The organism is Flagellimonas olearia, assembly GCF_004150225.1.
GTDB lineage: Bacteria > Bacteroidota > Bacteroidia > Flavobacteriales > Flavobacteriaceae > Flagellimonas > Flagellimonas olearia.
Genome location: NZ_ML142910.1, coordinates 190,127 through 209,481 on the forward strand (window position 1 = coordinate 190,127; position 19,355 = coordinate 209,481).

A 19,355-nucleotide genomic window follows, 5' to 3' on the forward strand; every position below is an offset into this window, starting at 1 on the left:
ACAACTGGGGAGCGGCTTGTTAAAGATGTTCTAAAGTACCGACCCCTGCTGCTAAACTTTCTATATTTGGGAAACCACAAAAACCAAACTATGCGTAATTTATTGGTTTGCACCTTGGCAATCATTGGGGTACTATCCAATGGTTTTGCCCAAAAACCGGACAAACCTACTTCAGCAGAAATCTACCACGACCTGCAAAAATTGAATTTTTTGGGTACTGCGCTTTATATTGCTGCCCATCCAGATGACGAGAACACCCGGCTCATTTCATACCTATCCAACCACGATAAAGCTAGAACAGTATACCTCTCCTTGACCCGTGGCGATGGTGGACAGAATTTAATCGGCTCCGAACTTAGGGAGCTGTTGGGCGTATTGAGAACCCAGGAACTTTTGGCTGCCCGAGGCATAGATGGTGGGGAACAACGGTTTTCCCGTGCGAACGATTTTGGTTTTTCAAAACACCCCAAGGAAACCCTCAAAATTTGGGAGAAGGATAAGGTTTTGGGCGATGTGGTCAGGACCATTCGTAATTTAAAGCCCGATGTGATCATTAATCGATTTGACCACCGAACCCCGGGATCCACACACGGACACCACACCTCTTCGGCCATGTTGAGTATGGAAGCCTTTGATTTGGCCAATGATCCAAACTCCTACCAAGAGCAATTGAGCCTTACCTCGACCTGGCAACCCAGAAGGGTATTCTTCAACACCTCATGGTGGTTTTATGGTAGTCCTGAAAATTTTGAAAAAGCCGATAAGTCCAAAATGTTGAAATTGGATGTTGGGGTCTATTATCCCGAACTGGGACTCTCCAACAATGAAATAGCCGCCATGGCCAGTAGCCAACACCTGTGCCAAGGTTTTGGTAGACTCACGGATAGAGGTTCTACGGATGAATATGTGGAATTGCTGAAAGGTGACCTTCCTTCCGGTACCAGTCTTTTTGATGGCATTGATACCAGTTGGTCACGCATTAAAGGGGGTGCGGCCATAGGGAGTATTTTATACCCCATTGAGAAAAATTTTGACTTCACCGATCCTTCCAAGCATGTCCCGGATTTGGTAAAAGCCTACCAACTTCTGCAAAAAGTAGAGGATGAACACTGGAAATCCATCAAATCCAAAGAACTCAAGGATCTGATACTTGCCTGCGCAGGTCTGTATTTGGAAGCTAATTCTGAAGAGGCATCCACCACACCGGGAAGTTCGGCAAAAATAAATCTTGAGGCGGTCAACCGTAGCGCACAGCATATCGTGCTCAAGGAGGTAAAACTTATTGGCGCCACTGCTACGATACAACCCAACGAAGCACTTGAAAATAACCAAAAGGAAAACTTTTCCATGGAATTTACCGTCCCGAATACTGCCCAGTATTCCAGTCCGTATTGGCTAAATGAGCCCGGAACTTTGGGAATGTACACGGTAACCGATCAGAATCTCATTGGAAAACCGGAAACGCCCAGTGCTTTTAAAGCCCAGTTTGTGTTGGATTTCAATGGAATGACCATCAATTTTGAAAAGGACTTGGTCCACCATTTTTCAAAACCAGACAAAGGCGAATTGTATGAACCTTTCGTGGTTTTGCCAAAGGCCACTTCCAAAATCGATGAAAAAGTGTTGATTTTTTCCGATGCATCTTCCAAAGCAATCCAGGTAAAAGTAAAAGCGGGAACTGAAAGCGTTAATGGACAGGTGAGCCTGAACCATCCTTCAGGGTGGGTGGTCTCCCCTGCCAGCATTCCTTTCTCCATTGCGCAAAAAGGTCAGGAACAAACCGTGACCTTTACCGTTACCCCGCCTTCCTCGGAGAGTGAAGGGAAAATTTCCCCAATAGTTACCATAGGAAACCAAACGTATGGCAAGGAACTTGTGGAGATTACTTACGGACATATTCCAAAGCAATCCATTCTATTGCCTTCGGAAGCAAAAGTGGTTCGCATGAACATTCAAAAATCAGGAGAGCATATTGCATATATTATGGGTGCTGGTGATAAAGTTCCTGAAAGCTTGGAGCAAATTGGCTACCAAGTGCATCCTATTGACCCCAGTGACATTCAAAAGGGGTCATTGGACAAGTACGATGCTGTTGTTGTGGGTATTCGCGCCTACAATGTAGTGGATGACCTGAAATTTAAACAGCCCATTTTATTCGACTATGTAAAAAATGGTGGAAATATGATTGTGCAGTATAATACTGCTGGACGCTGGGCCGAGCAATTTGAGAACATCGCTCCTTATGACCTCACCCTGTCCAGAGATCGTGTAACCGATGAGACTGCCAAAGTGGACATCATTGCCCCAAACAATTCCTTGGTAAACTTCCCCAATACCATTAAAGAAAGTGACTTTGATGGATGGGTCCAGGAAAGAGGGTTATATTTCCCCACGGAATGGAGTTCGGAGTTCACTCCGGTACTTTCCATGCACGATGAGGATGAATCCCCTAAAAATGGAAGTCTTTTGGTGGCACCTTATGGAGAAGGTCATTATATTTACACGGGGCTCAGTTTTTTCAGGGAACTTCCGGCAGGGGTTTCCGGAGCCTATAAACTTTTTGCCAATATGCTTTCCGTGGGAAAGGATGAAGTAAAAAAAGAAAGTCATGTCAAAGGATAACATGAATACCAAATTCGAGTGGAAGAAAGAATACACCATTGTCATTCTTTTGAACATGATCTATATCCTTATTTTTTATTTCATCATGATACTAAATAATTAAACCTTAATGGCCTTATTAGATTGGATCATTCTTGGTAGTACATTGCTCTTTATTGTTGGGTACGGCGTATGGAAGACCCGTGGGAGTAAAAATGTTGACGATTATGTTTTAAGTGGCAATGATGCCAAATGGTGGACCATTGGGCTTTCCGTAATGGCCACTCAGGCCAGTGCCATCACCTTCCTATCCACACCTGGCCAGGCATTCCATGATGGAATGGGCTTTGTCCAGTTTTACTTTGGACTTCCGTTGGCCATGATCGTTATCTGCCTGGTGTTCATTCCCATTTACAAAAAACTGAAGGTCTTTACCGCCTATGAAATGCTCGAGGGAAGGTTTGACCTAAAGACCCGGACACTCACCGCATTTCTGTTTTTGGTACAGCGTGGTCTTGCCGCAGGAATCACCATTTTTGCCCCTTCCATCATCCTTTCGGCCGTGTTGGGTTGGGATTTACGGACCCTGAACATCATCATTGGCATTCTGGTCATTATTTATACCGTATCCGGAGGTACAAAGGCGGTAAGCGTTACCCAAAAGCAGCAAATGTTCATCATCATGATGGGGATGTTCTTTGCCTTTTTCTTCATCTTGGGATCCTTCCCTACGGATGTTTCCTTTGGAAAGGCATTGAAGATTGCAGGGGCCAACAACAAATTGGACATCCTGGATTTTACATTGGACACCAACAACCGCTATACCTTTTGGAGTGGTATCACAGGTGGTTTCTTTTTGGCCCTGGCCTATTTTGGTACCGACCAAAGCCAAGTACAACGTTACCTATCAGGAAAATCGGTTCGGGAAAGCCAATTGGGATTGATTTTTAATGGAATCCTCAAAATCCCAATGCAGTTTTTTATTCTATTGGTGGGAGCCATGGTCTTTGTGTTCTATCAGTACAATCCCTCTCCCTTGAATTTCAACCCAGCGGCCACTGAAGCGGTAATGCAATCCGAATATTTGGATGATTACAAGGCCTTGGAGGAAGACCATCTGGAGTTGGAAATGGAGAAAAGGATTGCCCAAAATGCCTTTTCAGCAGCGCTGGAACTCAAGGAATACAATGCCATTCAACAGGCCAAACAGAATATCATCAAAATCAATGAAAAGGAACGGGCCAGTAGGGACACCGCCAAAGAACTGATTTCCAAAGCTAGCACCACGGTGGAAACCAATGACAAGGATTATGTCTTCATACATTTTATATTGAACAACCTTCCTACGGGGCTTATTGGGTTACTTTTGGCCGTTATCTTGTCCGCGGCCATGTCGTCCACGGCTTCGGAGCTCAATGCATTGGGGACCATCACTGCATTGGACCTTTACAAAAGGAACAATAAGAAACCCAAGGATGACAAACATTACCTTTTTGCCACAAAAGGTTTTACACTTCTTTGGGGAATTATTGCCATCGCCATTGCCTGTGTGGCCAGTTTATTTGATAATCTTATCCAACTGGTGAATATCATAGGTTCCATATTTTACGGCAACGTATTGGGTATTTTCCTCTTGGCATTTTTCTTCAAGTTTGTGAAAGGCAATGCTGTTTTTGTGGCAGCCATAGTCACCCAGATCATTGTGATCATAGGTTGGTATATGGATTGGATGTCTTACCTATGGCTCAATGCCTTCGGATGTGTTCTGGTCATTATATTGGCCTTTATCACCCAAGCCTTTGACAACTTCTTGGGGAATTCTCCCATAGAAACATAAAAAAAGCCCACATAAAGTGGGCTTCCAAAAATCTTTAAAAAAATGCTTACTCGGTTTCCCATTCTTTTAGGGAGTCCTTGTTCATTTTTACATAATCTTGGTTACCCTCGGCTTGTGCCGCCACCAAAGATTTCTTGGCGGCTTCAATGGCTCCTTTTTTGTCGCCCAACTTGGCATAGATCAAGGATTGAAGACGCGTCATCCAATAAGCACTTCCTCCGTTCATGGCAACCGCTTTGTCTATCCACTCCTTGGTTTTGCCCATATTCACGCCCTCACTGAAGTAATAAGAGGCAGCAGAAAAATAGTCATTGGCGGTTAAATTGGCGGGAGATGCCATAGCAGCTTCAATGCTCTCCGTGGCCTTGGCCACGGTGGGCACAACAAACTTCACTCCAACATATACTTTTTCCCACATAATACCCAAAGAACCTCCATTGTTATGAAGGTCATCAATGGTCATGGTAAAGGTTTCAATAGGAACGGGCATAGGATAAACCTCCACTTTGACCGTTGCAGCCACTTTGGATGCATCCCATTCTTTAGGAGTTCCCCAGTTCTCTGAATCCGAATAAAAAATGACTTCCCAAACGGCTTCACTTGGTCTTGTAAAAATAGCGTAGGTGCCAGCTTTTATCTCTTTCCCCTCAACTACTACATCATCACTAAAGGTAACTGTGGTGTTCTTATTGGCTCCTGTTCTCCAAAGAGCGTCATATGGAACCAAGTCTCCAAAAATAGTCCTACCACGCATGGAGGGACGGGAATATTCCACAACGACATTGGAAAGTCCTACCACTTGCTCCAATTTTGAAGATGGACTGGGTTGTGGGGTCTGTATCTGGGCCTGCAAGGAAACCGAAAGCAATGCCGTAAATACTACTAGTGCAAATTTTTTCATAGGAATAGTGTTTTAATTGTTAGCTGAACAAAACTAAATATAAAGACATGTCCCATTTGTTAAGAAATTCCTAAACAAATAGCTTCTCAAAAACTTCAAGCTACTACTGAGACAATTCACAAATAAATATTTTGTTTAATTTATTTACAATAAAGTTAAACATTTTGTATTTTTGTATCACATTAAACTCGTGAAGGTGTATCAACTAAGAGCTTTACAAATAGTACCTGTGACCAAATCAAAGGCTTGGGAATTTCTATCAAACCCCAAAAACCTGAAAGTGATTACTCCCAGCAGTATGGGTTTCCATATTTTAAGTGGGGCGGATAGACCCATGTATCCCGGTCAAATTATCGAATACAAGGTAAAGCCCTTTCCGTTTTCCAGTGTACGATGGGTCACGGAGATTACCCATGTAGTGGAAAATGACTATTTTGTTGACGAACAACGCTTTGGTCCTTATGTGTTCTGGCACCACAAGCATTTTTTAAGGGAAACCTTGAACGGGACGGTTATGGAAGACGTTGTGGATTATAAGCTTCCCTTTGGTATTTTGGGCAGATTGGCCCATTCCTTTTTGATAAAAAAACAACTGAAGCATATTTTTAAATATCGGGAAGAAAAACTGATCCAACTTTTTGGACAGGTCCAAGAAACCAAGAATGCACTGGAACTCAAGCGCATTTAATGTAACGGAATGAAGAAAACCATTTCCATATTTTGGTTCAGAAGGGATTTAAGGTTGGATGACAATGTTGGGTTGCACCATGCCCTAAAAAATGGGCCCCCGGTACTCCCCATATTTATTTTTGACACGGAAATACTGGACAAACTTCCTAAAGATGATGCCCGGGTCACCTTTATCCACGAGCAGCTTCAAAAAATCCGGGAGACCCTACAAACCCAATTCAAAGGAAGTTTGGCTCTTTTTTATGGCAACCCCATTTCAGTTTTTCAGGATCTAATTTCCGATTATGATATCGATTCCGTCTATACCAATCACGACTACGAACCTTATGCCCAAAAGCGGGATGCTGAAGTAAAAGCACTCTTGGACAAACATGGGATTGGATTCAACACCTATAAGGATCAGGTGATATTCGAAAAAAATGAGGTGGTCAAGGATGATGGGACCCCTTACGTGGTGTACACACCTTACATGAAACGTTGGAAGGAAAACTTCAATCCATCCAAAAATATCAATGGATATGACTCGTATAATCTACTTGGAGAAAACCTATTACAAGATGATAATCTACCCAATGTAAGTCTTCAAGACATTGGATTTATTAAATCAACCATCCATGTTCTTGATTACACCGCAACACCAAATTTCATAGAGCAATACGAAGAAACCCGAAACTTTCCTGCCCTTTCCAATGGAACATCCAAACTAGGACCCCATTTACGATTTGGAACGGTCTCTATCCGTAAAATGGTACAAAAAGCCATTTCTGAAGAAAACGAAGTGTTTTGGAACGAACTTATTTGGCGGGAATTCTTTATGCAAATCTTATGGCATTTTCCCCATACCGTAAACAAAGCTTTTAAACCCAAGTACGACCGTGTGGAATGGCGAAACAATGAAGCCGATTTTGAACTGTGGAAAACAGGAAACACAGGGTATGCATTTGTCGATGCCGGTATGCGGGAGCTCAATACCACGGGCTACATGCACAACAGGGTACGGATGATCGTGGCCAGCTTTTTGTGCAAGCACCTACTCATCGATTGGCGTTGGGGAGAAGCCTATTTTGCCGAAAAATTGTTGGACTACGAACTCGCCAGTAATGTGGGGAATTGGCAATGGGCCGCTGGTAGTGGAGTGGATGCCGCCCCCTATTTTAGGATTTTCAATCCCATGACCCAGATTGAAAAGTTCGACAAACAAAGGCAATATATTGATCATTGGGTTCCCGAATTGCAGGAACTTAGCTATCCACAAAAAATAGTGGACCATAAAATGGCCAGGGAGCGCTGCTTAAAAGTATACAAAGAGGCGGTAGGTTAATGCATTTTCAGTATTTTTAGAATTCGTTCAATCCCTTGCCATATTAAATATTGGCATTGAGGTTGTTCACCATGTTTAACCGACTCAAACATTTTGAAAATGAAAAAAATTTCAACCTTACTCCTTTTAGGTTTGATTTCATTGAACCTATCTGCGCAAAAACTTACTTCAAACAAAAAGGCCTTGATTGCTTCCGTAGAACAGCATAAAGATAACCTGATTAAAATCAGTGATTCCATTTGGGCCTTGGCCGAAACAGCCTTTGAAGAATCAAAATCCGCCGAAATATTGGCTAAATATGCCGAAGAGAATGGGATGAACGTCACCCGTGGCGTGGCCAATATCCCTACAGCATTCACGGCCACCTATGGTTCGGGAAAACCGGTAATCAGCATTTTGGGAGAGTTTGATGCCCTCCCTGGATTGTCACAAAATACGGTTCCCACCAAAGATCCACGTATAGAAGGGGCGCCAGGACATGGATGTGGACACAACATGTTCGGAGCGGCCAGCTTGGGTGCAGCGATTGCTATCAAAGAACAGATTGAAGCTGGAAAAATAAAAGGTACCGTCAAGTTTTTGGGCACCCCTGCCGAAGAAAAATACTTTGCCAAAGTATGGATGGTGGAAGCCGGACTTTGGGACGATGTGGATGTGAACGTAAGCTGGCACCCAGGGGCCAGTATCGAAGCCGATGTACAAAGTGGCCTATCGTTAATCGACTTTATTGTGGAGTTCTACGGACAGGCGGCCCATGCCTCGGCCGATCCATGGAATGGACGTAGTGCTTCCGATGCCTTGGAACTGTACACCACGGGAATCAACTATTATAGGGAGCATATACGACCTACCTCAAGAATCCATTATCATATACAAGATGGAGGCCAAGTAGTGAACGTGGTTCCCGATTATTCCCGGATTTGGGTACGGGTTCGTGATCCCAAGCGTAAAGTAATGCTTCCCACCTACGAACAAGTGAAAAAAATGGCCGAAGGCGCAGCAATCATGGCCAATGTGGATTACAAAATCTCTTTGGTTTCCGGAATTTATGAGACCTTGGTGAACCGTTCCGGAGGTGAAATCATGCAAAAGAATCTGGAGCTTTTAGGTCCCATTACCTATACGGATGAAGAGATTGCCTATGGCAAATCCATTCAAGAGGCTACTGGAAAACCGCAAGTAGGTATGGACAGTGACATCAATCCATTGCGGGAAACCGAAGAACTTCCCGGTGGTGGGTCTACCGATGTGGGTGATGTGAGCTGGAATGTACCCAACATCAACCTAAGTGTCACCGTTGCCCCCAAAGATACCCCGTGGCACTCCTGGGCCGTAGTGGCCTGTGGTGGAATGAGCATTGGCCACAAAGGAATGGTCTATGCCGCCAAAGCTATGGGAATGACCATGTTGGACCTTTTTGAAAATCCAAAATTGGTGGATAAGGTAAAAGAAGAGTACAAGACCCGTAAAGGAGATGAAAAATATGAGGCTATGATCGATGGCCCACCCCCTATCCAAGGACAATAGAAAATGAAAAAAACAATATGTTTAAGCCTGCTTCTCGCAGGCTTTTTCAACTTGCAGGCCCAGAGTGCCGCACTTTCCATTTTTGAACCTCTCATCGGAAAAACATGGAAAGCTGAAGGTACTTGGGGAGATGGTTCCCAGTTTATACAGGAAATCACCTTTGCCTATGATTTGGGCCAAACCTTGGTGGTATCGCACAGCAAGGGGTTCACCAATCAGGAGCAGACCACGTACGGAGATAGAAACCATGGCATCAGAAAATACGATGCCCAGACCCAATCCCTTGTTTTTTGGGAGTTTGATGTTTTTGGCGGTGTCACCAAAGGTAACGTGGTCCAAAAAGGCAAGGACATCGTCTATACCTATCAATATGGCGACTCACAGGTAACGGATTATTGGCAATATGTGGATGCGAACACTTATAATTTTACGGTGGGCAGTTACAAGGATGGAAATTGGGAACAAACTTATCTTCAAACTCAATTCAAGGCGAATATCCCTGATTTTGGTTTTACATTTGACCATTATTCCATCATCGTGGACAAGTTGATGGAAACCGGTGATTTTTATCGGGATGTATTTGGATTGACCGAAATTCCCCACCCCGATAACGCTCCTGGTTTTAGGTGGTTTCAAATACATGGAAATTCCCAGTTGCAATTGATCAAAAAAGATGTGGACGGATTTACGAAAGACAAGAGCATGCATCTGTGCTTATCCACTCAAGATCTGGAAAATTTCATTGAGCACTTGATGGCAATGAACATTGATTTTTACGACCGACCGGGAAACAAAAACTCCATTACCGACCGCTCTGATGGCGCAAAACAAATCTACATCCAAGACCCGGAAGGGTACTGGATTGAAATCAACACAGCAATACCTTGATCATTATGAACAATCCTGTTTTACATACATTTCCGTTGGGTTTTCCTTGGCACACCCAGGACCCCTTCCTCTTTTGCGTATATCACCTAGACCATTTTCCCAAGGGAAATGGCGAAATGGGGCCCGACCCTGAACTACTCAGGGGAAGAAATATAGGCAATGATTTTGACCCTACCCAAAAGTGGCGCATGTACCATGGCAATACCATACCTGGTTTCCCTTATCACCCGCACCGTGGGTTTGAGACCATCACCGTGGTGAACAAAGGATACTGTGATCATTCAGATTCTTTGGGCGCTGCTGGTAGGTTTGGTGAAGGTGATGTACAGTGGATGACGGCCGGTAGAGGGGTACAACACTCCGAAATGTTTCCGTTGCTCCATGATGATACGGACAACCCCATGGAACTGTTCCAAATTTGGTTGAACCTACCCAAGGCCAGCAAATTTGTGGACCCCCATTTTAAAATGCTCTGGCATGAGGATATTCCTGTGGTAAAAGAGAACGGAGCACAAATAAAAGTCATCGCAGGGGATTACAAAGGTACTCCTGCCCTTTCCCCTGCCCCAGATTCCTGGGCGGCCAATCCAGAAAATGAGGTGGCCGTTTGGAATATTCTGGTAGAGGCCGATACCCAATTTACCCTACCAAAAGCAAGCATTGGAACTAATCGCACCCTGTACTTTTACGAAGGGTCCGAAATTTTTATTGGGGACCGCAAGGTAAACTCCAAATTTGGCATCGCTTTGGACCCTACCCAAGAAGTCACGCTTAAAGTGGGTGAGGAAAAAGCCCATTTCTTGATGCTCCAAGGTAAGCCCATTGGCGAACCCGTAGCCAAGTATGGCCCATTTGTAATGAATACCCAAGAGGAAATCCAGCAGGCCATGGAAGAATACCAGCTCACCCAATTTGGGGGTTGGCCTTGGCCCTATCCGGATAATGTCCATGATAAGGATAGAGGTAGATTTGCACTATATCCGGATGGCTCTCTAGTGGAAAAAGACTCGTAAATCTTCCTATTTATCTGAAAGAGAGCCACCACCTTCCCTAACCGTAGGTGAAATTTGCTAAAATTATTTGCGTAGTTAAATAGCTACATATATATTTGTAGTCAAATAGCTTCATATTTTAAATTGCTTCATGATGAAATTGAGACGAGATCCATTCCAAGCCATTGCCGACCCAACACGCAGGGCCATATTGGTCCTACTTGCATCACAAACCATGACCGCTGGGGCCATAGCGGAAAACTTTGATGCGGCTCGACCCACCATCTCCAAACATCTTCAAATCCTAAACGAATGTGATTTGGTCAAATCCAATCAACAGGGTAGGGAAATCTTCTATGAGTTGAAGGTTGACAAGATGCAGGAAATTGATCTGTGGCTGGAACAGTTCAAGAAAATCTGGGAAAACCGTTTCGATAATCTGGATAGGTACTTGGCCGACCTCCAAAACGCAAAAAAGAATGGAAAACACTGAACGTAGACAATTATCAATCTCAAGAACCCTGAAAGCTCCCATTGCCTTGGTATGGGAAGTATGGACCAACCCTGAGCACATTGCACAATGGTGGGGGCCCGATGGCTTTACCAATACCATACAGCAGATGGACCTTAGGGAAGGTGGTGAATGGAAACTGACCATGCACGGACCAGATGGCACCAACTACCCCAACCAAAGCATTTTTAAGGAAATAGTTCCCCATGAAAGAATTGTGTTTGAGCACTTCAATCCACATTTCATTACCACTATTGTCTTTGAACCCAACGGAGAGGAAACCCATATGTCCTGGACTGCAGTGTTTGATACCGAGGAAATGCTACAGACCGTAATCAAGGCCCACAAAGCTGATGAGGGTATGAAACAGAATATCGCCAAACTTGAACACTATATATCCCAATTAAAACTTTCTCTATGAAAACCAATCTCTTATTTGATTTTACCGTAAACAAGGAAAACAACAGCGTACATGTAAAGCGGGAGTTTGCCGCCAAACAGGACGTGGTATGGGATGCTTTTACCAAACCGGAAATCTTGGACCAATGGTGGGCCCCACAACCATGGGTTTCCAAAACCAAGTCCATGGTCTTTGAGGTAGGTGGAAGACGTCTTTATGCCATGTGCGGCCCCGAAGGAGAGGAACATTGGGCCGTGGCCGATTTCACTTCCATTTCGCCAAAAACCAACTTTCAGTATTTGGATGCCTTCTGTGATGCGGACGGAAACATCAACGACGAATTTCCAAGATCGGACTGGAACTTGGATTTTGTAAATCAAGGAGATACGACCTTGGTATATATTACCATCAAGCATAAAAACTTGGCCGATTTGGAAAAAATAATCGAACTTGGATTCAAAGAAGGCTTTACCATTGCTTTGCAAGGATTGGATTCCCTATTGTCAAATTCATAAATCATCTCAATCATGAAACAAAAAATCATCGCTGTTGTCAGTGTGCTGTTCGGTCTGATGTTCATCAATGCAGGCTTGAACAAATTCTTCAACTACATGCCCGTTCCCGAAGATCTTCCGGAAAGTCTATTACAAATGATGCAGGCTATTATGACCATAGGATGGTTGATTCCACTTGTAGGTCTTGTGGAATTTTTGGGCGGTATCCTTTTCCTTTTCAAAAGGACCAGGGCACTCGGGGCCATTGTCATTCTTCCCGTAATGGTGGGTATCTTGTTAATCAATACCGTAACCGACACTTCTGGACTTCCCATTGCACTTCCCTTGTTTGCCATCAACCTTTGGGTCATTATTGAGAACTGGCCCAAATACAAACCAATGTTCCAATCCTAAACCAGCTGTAGACATGGATACAACACCCATTACAATAAACGCCCACATTGCTGCAACCTTGGATAAAGTCTGGGCATTTTATACCAAACCGGAACATATTACCCAATGGAATTTTGCCGATGATAGTTGGCATTGCCCATCCGCGAAAAATGATTTGCGAAAAGGCGGAAAATACCTAGCCAGGATGGAAGCCAAGGATGGCAGTTTTGGCTTTGACTTTGAAGCAGTTTACGATGAAGTAATTCCTGAAGAGAAAATGGTCTTCACTCTTGAGAACGGAAGAAAAACAGCTGTCCTTTTTGAAGAATCCAATGCAGAAACCAAGGTCACCATTACCTTCGATGCTGAAAAAGAGAACTCTCTGGAGATGCAAAAGAATGGCTGGCAGGCCATTTTAAACAATTTCAAGAAGTATACCGAATCACATTGAGGTTTTAAACTCTTACAATTTTGGCCCCAATGGCCCGTAAGCGTTCATCAATGTTCTCGTAACCACGGTCTATCTGCTCAATATTGTGGATCGTGGAAGTTCCTTTGGCCGAAAGTGCCGCTATCAATAGGGAAACCCCAGCCCTAATATCGGGGGAAACCATGGTTGTGGCCTTCAAAGTCGATTTAAAGTCGTGCCCGATCACCGTGGCCCTGTGGGGATCACAAAGAATGATCTTAGCTCCCATATCGATCAACTTGTCCACAAAGAACAGTCGGCTTTCAAACATTTTTTGGTGGATGAGCACTTCTCCCCTGGCCTGAGTGGCCACTACGAGAATAATGCTCAATAAATCCGGTGTCATCCCAGGCCATGGCGCATCGGCAATGGTCAATATGGAGCCATCAATAAAATTTTGGATTTGGTAACCCTTATCGTGCTTGGGAATGAAAATATCATCATCCCTTCTTTCAAGAGTAATACCCAACTTACGGAAAACACTGGGGATAAGTCCCAAATTGTCCCAACTTACATTCTTGATGGTCAGTTCGCTGCGGGTCATGGCTGCCAATCCGATCCAGCTGCCAATTTCAATCATATCGGGCAACATGGTGTGTTCCGTACCACCCAATCTGTCCACACCTTCAATGGTCAATAAATTGGAACCAACCCCTGAAATTTTTGCCCCCATGCGATTAAGCATCTTGCACAATTGCTGCAAATAAGGCTCGCAGGCTGCGTTATAGATGGTAGTGGTGCCTTCCGCCAAAACAGCGGCCATAACGATATTGGCCGTACCAGTCACGGATGCCTCATCCAAAAGCATATAGGTGCCTTTGAGTTTTGTGGCCTCCACGCCATAGAAATATTCTTCCTTGTTATAGCGGAACTTAGCGCCCAATTTTATGAATCCCTCAAAATGGGTGTCCAATCGACGTCTTCCGATCTTATCGCCTCCGGGCTTTGGAATATATCCTTTGCCGAACCGGGCCAATAAAGGTCCCACCAACATAATGGATCCACGAAGTCCCCTACCCTCTTCCTTGAATTTGGCCGATTGCAGGTATTCCAGATTGATGTCATCCGAAATGAACGAGTAAGATCCCTTGCCTTTCTTTTGGATTTTTACCCCCAAATCTTCCAGCAAGGCAATCAGTTTGTTTACATCGACAATGTCCGGGATGTTATGGATTGTGACTTTCTCTTCGGTAAGAAGTACGGCACAAAGAATTTGAAGTGCTTCATTCTTGGCACCTTGGGGTGTAATTTCACCATGTAATTGATGTCCACCCTCTATTCGAAATGTTCCCATGGATTCCTTTGGAATTTAATACCTTTTTTTCCTGTTGCGCTGCCCTTTTTTACTGCCACTGCCATTACTCCTGTTGGATTTGGCCTGTCTATTTTTAAGGAACTGTCCGCTCTCGGTCAGGTTTTCGCCATCATTGGCCAAATCAATCTCCCCATTGCTCATTTCCTTCAAATGGTTAAAAATAGCCGTATCCTCCACAGTATCCTTGTTCCAAGTAAGGTAGCACTTTTTCATGTGGTTGGCTATGGCATACTCCAACCCGGAGCGCATATCACCTTTCTCCCATTTTACGGCCACATCGATCATTCTTTTGATATTGTTCCCATAAAATCGATACTTAGGGTGGTTCTGTGGGTATTCCAAAGGTTCGGGACGCTGTTGCAACACTTCCTTGGAAGTGATCGGAAAAGGAGAATCCACATCCAATTTAAAATCGGACATGATGAACAATTGGTCCCAAAGCTTATGCTGAAAATCGGGGACATCCCTTAAATGGGGCTGAAGATTTCCCATGACACTGATAATGGCCTGGGCCTCTTTATTGCGTTCTTCCCGATCCGCTATGGAAACAGCATGATCCACCATTTTTTGAAAATGACGGCCATATTCGGGAATGAAGAGCTTCGGGCGCTCTGTATTGTATTCTAAATTCTCTACTAGGTTCAAATTGAAATGTTTATTGAAATTAAATTATCGGGAAGTCTATCCGATAACGCCTGCAAAATAATAAAATTATGGCAATCTGCGGTTTTAAAGGGAAATAACGCCCTCCACAGTGGAAACTTGTTTGTATTTGGCTATCACCTCGTCCGGATCCTTCATGTTCACGGTGATGGAAATACTGGTGTATGTACCCTTTTTTGACTTCTTGGACTCAATTACCGCACCCGTATTGTCAAAAATGGCATTGATCTCACCAATGCGCTTTTCGTCCGTGGGCACAATAAATTTGAACAAATAATTGGAAGGCCAACTGGTGGTTTCCAATAATTGCTCCTTGAGCCGCGCATAGAATTCGTCCGGATTGTCTTTTTCCATCTTTTTTTTACAAATATATGGCTTACGGCCCAATTTTTTTTCCATCGGCTGATTTCATTACTTTGTAATACTAAATCACAGTGTTTGGGCAAGAACAAAGTAGTTGTAACGGGAGCTCCGGGAACCGGAAAAACATCCATAATCCACGGTTTGGAAAAGCAAGGGTTCCATTGTTTCCATGAAATTATAAGGGACATGACCTCCAAGGCCAGGCTTGAAGGGGAGGAACACACCCACATCTCAAATCCTTTGGTGTTTGTGGAAGATGCCATGCAGTTCAACAAGGACCTCCTTTATGGAAGGGCAAAGCATTATCAAAAGTCCCTAGAGATGGACGTTCCCCTGAGCTTTTTTGACAGGGGAATCCCAGATGTATTGGCTTACATGGATTTCTTTGGACAATCCTATAGCAAGGAGTTCATTGATACTTGTGAGAAAAATAGATACGACACCATTTTTATTGTTCCGCCATGGCAGGAAATTTATGTTTCGGACAATGAGCGTCTGGAAACCTTTGAAGAGGCTGAGAATATCCATGATGCGCTGATGAATACGTATACCCAATTTGGCTATAACCCCATTGAAGTGCCAAAAGATGCAGTCCCTAAGCGGATTGATTTTATTTTGGAAACCCTTAATCAACTTTAGTGCAAAAAGAAGCAAAGGTTATTTTAAAGGAATTCTGGGGCTATGATGATTTCAGGAGATCCCAAAAATCCATTATAGACAAAGTCATTTCCGGACAGGATGTATTGGCATTGATGCCCACGGGTGGTGGAAAATCCATTTGCTACCAAGTCCCCGCACTGGCCATGGATGGCATTTGCATTGTGGTGTCACCTTTGGTGGCCTTGATTCAAGATCAGGTAAAACAATTAAAGGCAAGAGGTATTAAGGCCATTGCCCTAACCGGAGGAATCCCATTTGAGGAGCTCAACGACCTTTTGGACAATTGTCTGTATGGCAATTACAAGTTTCTCTATCTGTCCCCGGAAAGGTTACAACAATCCATGATCCAGGAGCGTATCCAAGAAATGAACGTGAATCTTATCGCTATTGATGAGGCCCATTGTATCTCGCAATGGGGTAACGACTTTAGACCGGCCTATCTGGATTGCTCCCTACTTAAAGAACTTGTTCCCGATACTCCCACCATTGCGTTGACGGCTACGGCTACACCTAAAGTAGTTCAGGATATTGTCCAAAACTTGAAACTGGACAATGCTACCATTTTTAAGGATTCTTTTTCCAGGTCCAACATTGCCTTTAAGGTAAAGCGTGCCGAAGACAAGCTATATCAGTTGAAAAAATATATGGAGAAATTCCCTGGAAGCTCCATTGTTTATGTACGTTCCCGAAAAATGACCCAAGAACTTGCGGAGTTTTTGAACCGGAACGGGATTCGATCTACATTTTTTCATGGGGGCATCTCCAAAACCGAGAAGGAGGAAAAACTCAACCTTTGGTTGGAAGGTAACATCAATACCATGGTGGCCACCAATGCCTTTGGTATGGGGGTTGACAAACCCAATGTTCGTTTGGTCGTGCATTATCAAGTTCCGGACAGTTTGGAAAGTTACTTTCAAGAAGCCGGAAGGGCTGGAAGGGATGGAAAACCGTCCACTGCTATTATATTAACCACCAAGGAAGACCAAGAAAGGGCCAAGCAACAGTTTCTGTCAGGTTTACCCGATGTGGCTTTTGTGAAGACCGTATATTCCAAGCTGAACAATTTTTTTCAAATTTCCTACGGGGAATGGGTCGAGGAACCTTTGGGTTTTAAGTTCAATAAATTCTGTAACCGCTATGGATTCAATCCCAACAAGGCTTTCAACGCCTTACGAGTATTGGACCAAAACTCTGTAATAGCCCTTTCGGAGAATTTTAGGGAAAAGACCTTGCTTCAGTTTGTAGCCCCAAAGGCAGGTATTTTTGCATATCTGGATAAAAACCGTAAATCGGCTCCCATCATTCAGACCATACTTCGTACTTACGGTGGGATTACAGAATATGAAACAAAGATAAATCTGTACTTGTTGTCCAAGAAAACCAACAAGAGCGAAAAATCCTTGAAAAAACTTCTAAAACAGTTGCAGGATGACGGTATCGTGGAATACCAAAACAATACCAGCGACCTTGAAATTACCTTTTTGGTGCCCAGGGAAGACGACCACACCATAAACCCATTTGCCAAAAGGATTCGGGAGCTCAATGCCGTGAAAGAAGGAAATATGGAGGCAATGCTAGGCTATATCAGAAACAAGAAAATCTGTAGAAGCGTTTATTTACTAAAGTATTTTGGGGAAAATGCCAAGGAAAAGTGCGGCACTTGCGATATTTGCACCAAACAGAACAAGTTAAAATCCCCCATTAAGTTAGAGGAACGGATCTTGGCCCTTCTGAAACTTGGCCCAAGCACTTCCAGAAAGTTGGAAAAGGCTACCGGAGTGGATGAAAAAGTGCTATTATTGGCCTTACAGGGACTTTTGGAGGATGAAGTGATTGTTTTAAACCAAATTAATGAGTATACCATCAAAGAATAAATTGCGAATTGTTTTTATGGGCACCCCAGATTTTGCGGTGGCCAGTCTCAAAAGTATCCTAGAAGCGGGTTTTGAGGTCGTCGGGGTAGTCACGGCTCCTGACCGGCCAGCAGGTCGCGGACGGAAAGTCCAAACATCTCCTGTAAAACAGTTTGCTGAGGAACACCATATCAAGGTGTTGCAACCTACCAATTTAAAGGACGAATCCTTTCTGGATGAATTACGGGGGTTAAATGCCAACTTACATGTAGTGGTTGCCTTTAGGATGTTGCCCAAGGTGGTCTGGCAAATGCCCGAGTACGGTACGTTTAACCTACATGCCTCACTCCTGCCCCAGTATCGTGGGGCGGCACCCATCAATTGGGCCATCATCAACGGAGAGACCAAAACAGGGGTGACCACCTTTTTTATTGATAATAAGATTGACACCGGAAGTGTTATTCTTCAAAGGGAAGAGAATATCCTACCAGAAGACAATGCGGGTTCATTGCATGATAGGCTTATGGAACTTGGAGCCGAACTTGTCGTGGAGACCTGTAACCAAATAGCTGCCGGCACCGTGGATGGTCTGCCCCAAAAGGAAATCAACCCTCTTAAGCCAGCCCATAAAATACATAAGGAGACTTGCCAGATTGACTGGAATGTTCCATTGGGGGATATACATAATCTCATTCGGGGTCTCAGCCCCTATCCTGCTGCCTGGACCTATCTGGTAAACGACGGTAAGGAAGAGCCCATCAAAATTTACGGGACTCATATGGAGTTCGGCGAACACCATCTGGAATCAGGAAAACTCTTGGCGGACAAAAAAACGCTCAAGGTTGCCGTAAGGGAAGGTTATTTACAGATTCTGGAACTACAGTTGCCCGGCAAGCGCAAAATGAAGGTTTCCGAAGTTTTGAATGGATTGAACTTGGATGAAAATGCCCATCTGCGCTAAACCCTTGCTATGAAAGGGCTGGGAAAAAAGTGGTTGTTTTTTCTGACTTTATCAACAAACGTTTCAAGTTATCAACAAAAACCCCTATTTCCCGCGGTTTTACTTGCGTTAAATGCAAATCCGTATAAATTTGTTCAGCATTAAAATTATTTTAACAACAATTAATTTAATTCCATTATGAACAAAACAGAGTTAATCGATGCTATGGCAGCCGATGCGGGCATCACTAAGGCAGCAGCCAAAAAAGCATTGGAATCTTTCTTGGGAAATGTAGAGGGATCGCTTAAAAAAGGAAACAGAGTTTCCTTGGTTGGTTTTGGTTCTTGGTCCGTTTCTAAAAGAAACGCCAGGGAAGGTAGAAATCCACAGACTGGTAAGACCATCAAAATTGCAGCTAAGAACGTAGTAAAGTTCAAAGCAGGAGCAGAATTGAGCGGTGCAGTAAACTAATCAATTAGTAATTACAATATACAAAAGCGCCTCCCTAGGGAGGCGCTTTTTTAGTTATAAGGGTTT

General features: G+C 43.8%; 20 protein-coding genes. 16 read left to right on the top strand and 4 right to left on the bottom strand.

Annotation, left to right across the window (positions count from 1 at the left end; genetic code table 11):
* Nucleotides 1-90: 90 nt before the first annotated feature.
* Both DN53_RS11415 and DN53_RS11420 read left to right on the top strand, forming a co-directional pair.
* Nucleotides 91-2,622, top strand: a complete 2,532-nt coding sequence (locus tag DN53_RS11415; RefSeq protein ID WP_129654413.1) for a PIG-L family deacetylase — start codon at nucleotides 91-93, stop codon at nucleotides 2,620-2,622.
* A gap of 109 nt (nucleotides 2,623-2,731) precedes the next feature.
* Nucleotides 2,732-4,438: a sodium:solute symporter family protein gene (locus DN53_RS11420; protein ID WP_129654414.1), complete on the top strand. Its 1,707-nt coding sequence runs from the start codon at nucleotides 2,732-2,734 to the stop codon at nucleotides 4,436-4,438.
* A 46-nt stretch (nucleotides 4,439-4,484) separates the two neighbouring features.
* On the opposite strand, the gene DN53_RS11425 is transcribed toward DN53_RS11420, so the two are convergent.
* Nucleotides 4,485-5,339 (bottom strand): DUF2911 domain-containing protein, encoded by an 855-nt coding sequence (locus DN53_RS11425; RefSeq protein ID WP_129654415.1) that lies wholly within the window; start codon nucleotides 5,337-5,339, stop codon nucleotides 4,485-4,487.
* A gap of 190 nt (nucleotides 5,340-5,529) precedes the next feature.
* On the opposite strand from DN53_RS11425, the gene DN53_RS11430 reads away from it, so the two are divergent.
* The 10 genes from DN53_RS11430 (at nucleotide 5,530) to DN53_RS11475 (ending at nucleotide 13,006) form a co-directional block, all read left to right on the top strand.
* Nucleotides 5,530-6,027 carry an SRPBCC family protein gene (locus DN53_RS11430; protein WP_129654528.1) on the top strand — a complete coding sequence of 166 codons (498 nt, stop codon included), beginning with the start codon at nucleotides 5,530-5,532 and terminating at the stop codon, nucleotides 6,025-6,027.
* Nucleotides 6,028-6,036: 9 nt separating this feature from the next.
* Nucleotides 6,037-7,350 (top strand): cryptochrome/photolyase family protein, encoded by a 1,314-nt coding sequence (locus tag DN53_RS11435; RefSeq protein WP_129654416.1) that lies wholly within the window; start codon nucleotides 6,037-6,039, stop codon nucleotides 7,348-7,350.
* Nucleotides 7,351-7,449: 99 nt separating this feature from the next.
* Complete coding sequence (locus DN53_RS11440) at nucleotides 7,450-8,877, top strand: amidohydrolase (RefSeq protein ID WP_129654417.1); 1,428 nt, start codon at nucleotides 7,450-7,452, stop codon at nucleotides 8,875-8,877.
* Nucleotides 8,878-8,880: 3 nt separating this feature from the next.
* The gene (locus DN53_RS11445; protein WP_129654418.1) at nucleotides 8,881-9,765 is read left to right on the top strand and encodes a VOC family protein; all 885 of its coding nucleotides are present in this window, start codon (nucleotides 8,881-8,883) and stop codon (nucleotides 9,763-9,765) included.
* 5 nt (nucleotides 9,766-9,770) lie between these two features.
* The gene (locus DN53_RS11450; protein WP_129654419.1) at nucleotides 9,771-10,778 is read left to right on the top strand and encodes a pirin family protein; all 1,008 of its coding nucleotides are present in this window, start codon (nucleotides 9,771-9,773) and stop codon (nucleotides 10,776-10,778) included.
* A gap of 133 nt (nucleotides 10,779-10,911) precedes the next feature.
* Nucleotides 10,912-11,250 (top strand): metalloregulator ArsR/SmtB family transcription factor, encoded by a 339-nt coding sequence (locus tag DN53_RS11455; protein WP_116219327.1) that lies wholly within the window; start codon nucleotides 10,912-10,914, stop codon nucleotides 11,248-11,250.
* A complete protein-coding gene (locus tag DN53_RS11460; protein ID WP_129654420.1) occupies nucleotides 11,237-11,689 on the top strand; it encodes an SRPBCC family protein in 453 nt (150 codons plus the stop codon). Before DN53_RS11455 ends, DN53_RS11460 begins: the two co-directional genes overlap by 14 nt.
* Nucleotides 11,686-12,183: an SRPBCC family protein gene (locus tag DN53_RS11465; protein WP_129654421.1), complete on the top strand. Its 498-nt coding sequence runs from the start codon at nucleotides 11,686-11,688 to the stop codon at nucleotides 12,181-12,183. Before DN53_RS11460 ends, DN53_RS11465 begins: the two co-directional genes overlap by 4 nt.
* Nucleotides 12,184-12,195: 12 nt before the next feature.
* Nucleotides 12,196-12,576, top strand: coding sequence for a DoxX family membrane protein (locus DN53_RS11470; protein ID WP_129654422.1), 381 nt, complete (start codon nucleotides 12,196-12,198; stop codon nucleotides 12,574-12,576).
* 13 nt (nucleotides 12,577-12,589) lie between these two features.
* The gene (locus DN53_RS11475; RefSeq protein WP_129654423.1) at nucleotides 12,590-13,006 is read left to right on the top strand and encodes an SRPBCC family protein; all 417 of its coding nucleotides are present in this window, start codon (nucleotides 12,590-12,592) and stop codon (nucleotides 13,004-13,006) included.
* Nucleotides 13,007-13,010: 4 nt separating this feature from the next.
* Here DN53_RS11475 and murA read toward each other — a convergent pair whose 3' ends face one another.
* From murA to DN53_RS11490, 3 genes are all read right to left on the bottom strand, one after another.
* On the bottom strand, nucleotides 13,011-14,318 hold the full coding sequence (gene murA, locus DN53_RS11480; RefSeq protein WP_129654424.1) for a UDP-N-acetylglucosamine 1-carboxyvinyltransferase: 1,308 nt from the start codon (nucleotides 14,316-14,318) through the stop codon (nucleotides 13,011-13,013).
* 15 nt (nucleotides 14,319-14,333) lie between these two features.
* On the bottom strand, nucleotides 14,334-14,984 hold the full coding sequence (locus DN53_RS11485; protein WP_129654425.1) for a DUF4290 domain-containing protein: 651 nt from the start codon (nucleotides 14,982-14,984) through the stop codon (nucleotides 14,334-14,336).
* A gap of 84 nt (nucleotides 14,985-15,068) precedes the next feature.
* Nucleotides 15,069-15,356, bottom strand: a complete 288-nt coding sequence (locus tag DN53_RS11490; protein ID WP_129654426.1) for a DUF493 family protein — start codon at nucleotides 15,354-15,356, stop codon at nucleotides 15,069-15,071.
* Nucleotides 15,357-15,440: 84 nt separating this feature from the next.
* Between DN53_RS11490 and DN53_RS11495 the strand changes: the two genes are divergently transcribed.
* From DN53_RS11495 to DN53_RS11510, 4 genes are all read left to right on the top strand, one after another.
* Nucleotides 15,441-16,004, top strand: a complete 564-nt coding sequence (locus DN53_RS11495; protein ID WP_129654427.1) for an AAA family ATPase — start codon at nucleotides 15,441-15,443, stop codon at nucleotides 16,002-16,004.
* Nucleotides 16,004-17,899: a RecQ family ATP-dependent DNA helicase gene (locus DN53_RS11500; protein ID WP_129654428.1), complete on the top strand. Its 1,896-nt coding sequence runs from the start codon at nucleotides 16,004-16,006 to the stop codon at nucleotides 17,897-17,899. The genes DN53_RS11495 and DN53_RS11500 overlap by 1 nt, the downstream gene beginning before the upstream one ends.
* The gene (fmt, locus tag DN53_RS11505) at nucleotides 17,877-18,839 is read left to right on the top strand and encodes a methionyl-tRNA formyltransferase (protein WP_129654429.1); all 963 of its coding nucleotides are present in this window, start codon (nucleotides 17,877-17,879) and stop codon (nucleotides 18,837-18,839) included. The genes DN53_RS11500 and fmt overlap by 23 nt, the downstream gene beginning before the upstream one ends.
* A 177-nt stretch (nucleotides 18,840-19,016) precedes the next feature.
* Complete coding sequence (locus DN53_RS11510; RefSeq protein WP_129654430.1) at nucleotides 19,017-19,289, top strand: HU family DNA-binding protein; 273 nt, start codon at nucleotides 19,017-19,019, stop codon at nucleotides 19,287-19,289.
* Nucleotides 19,290-19,355 lie beyond the last annotated feature (66 nt).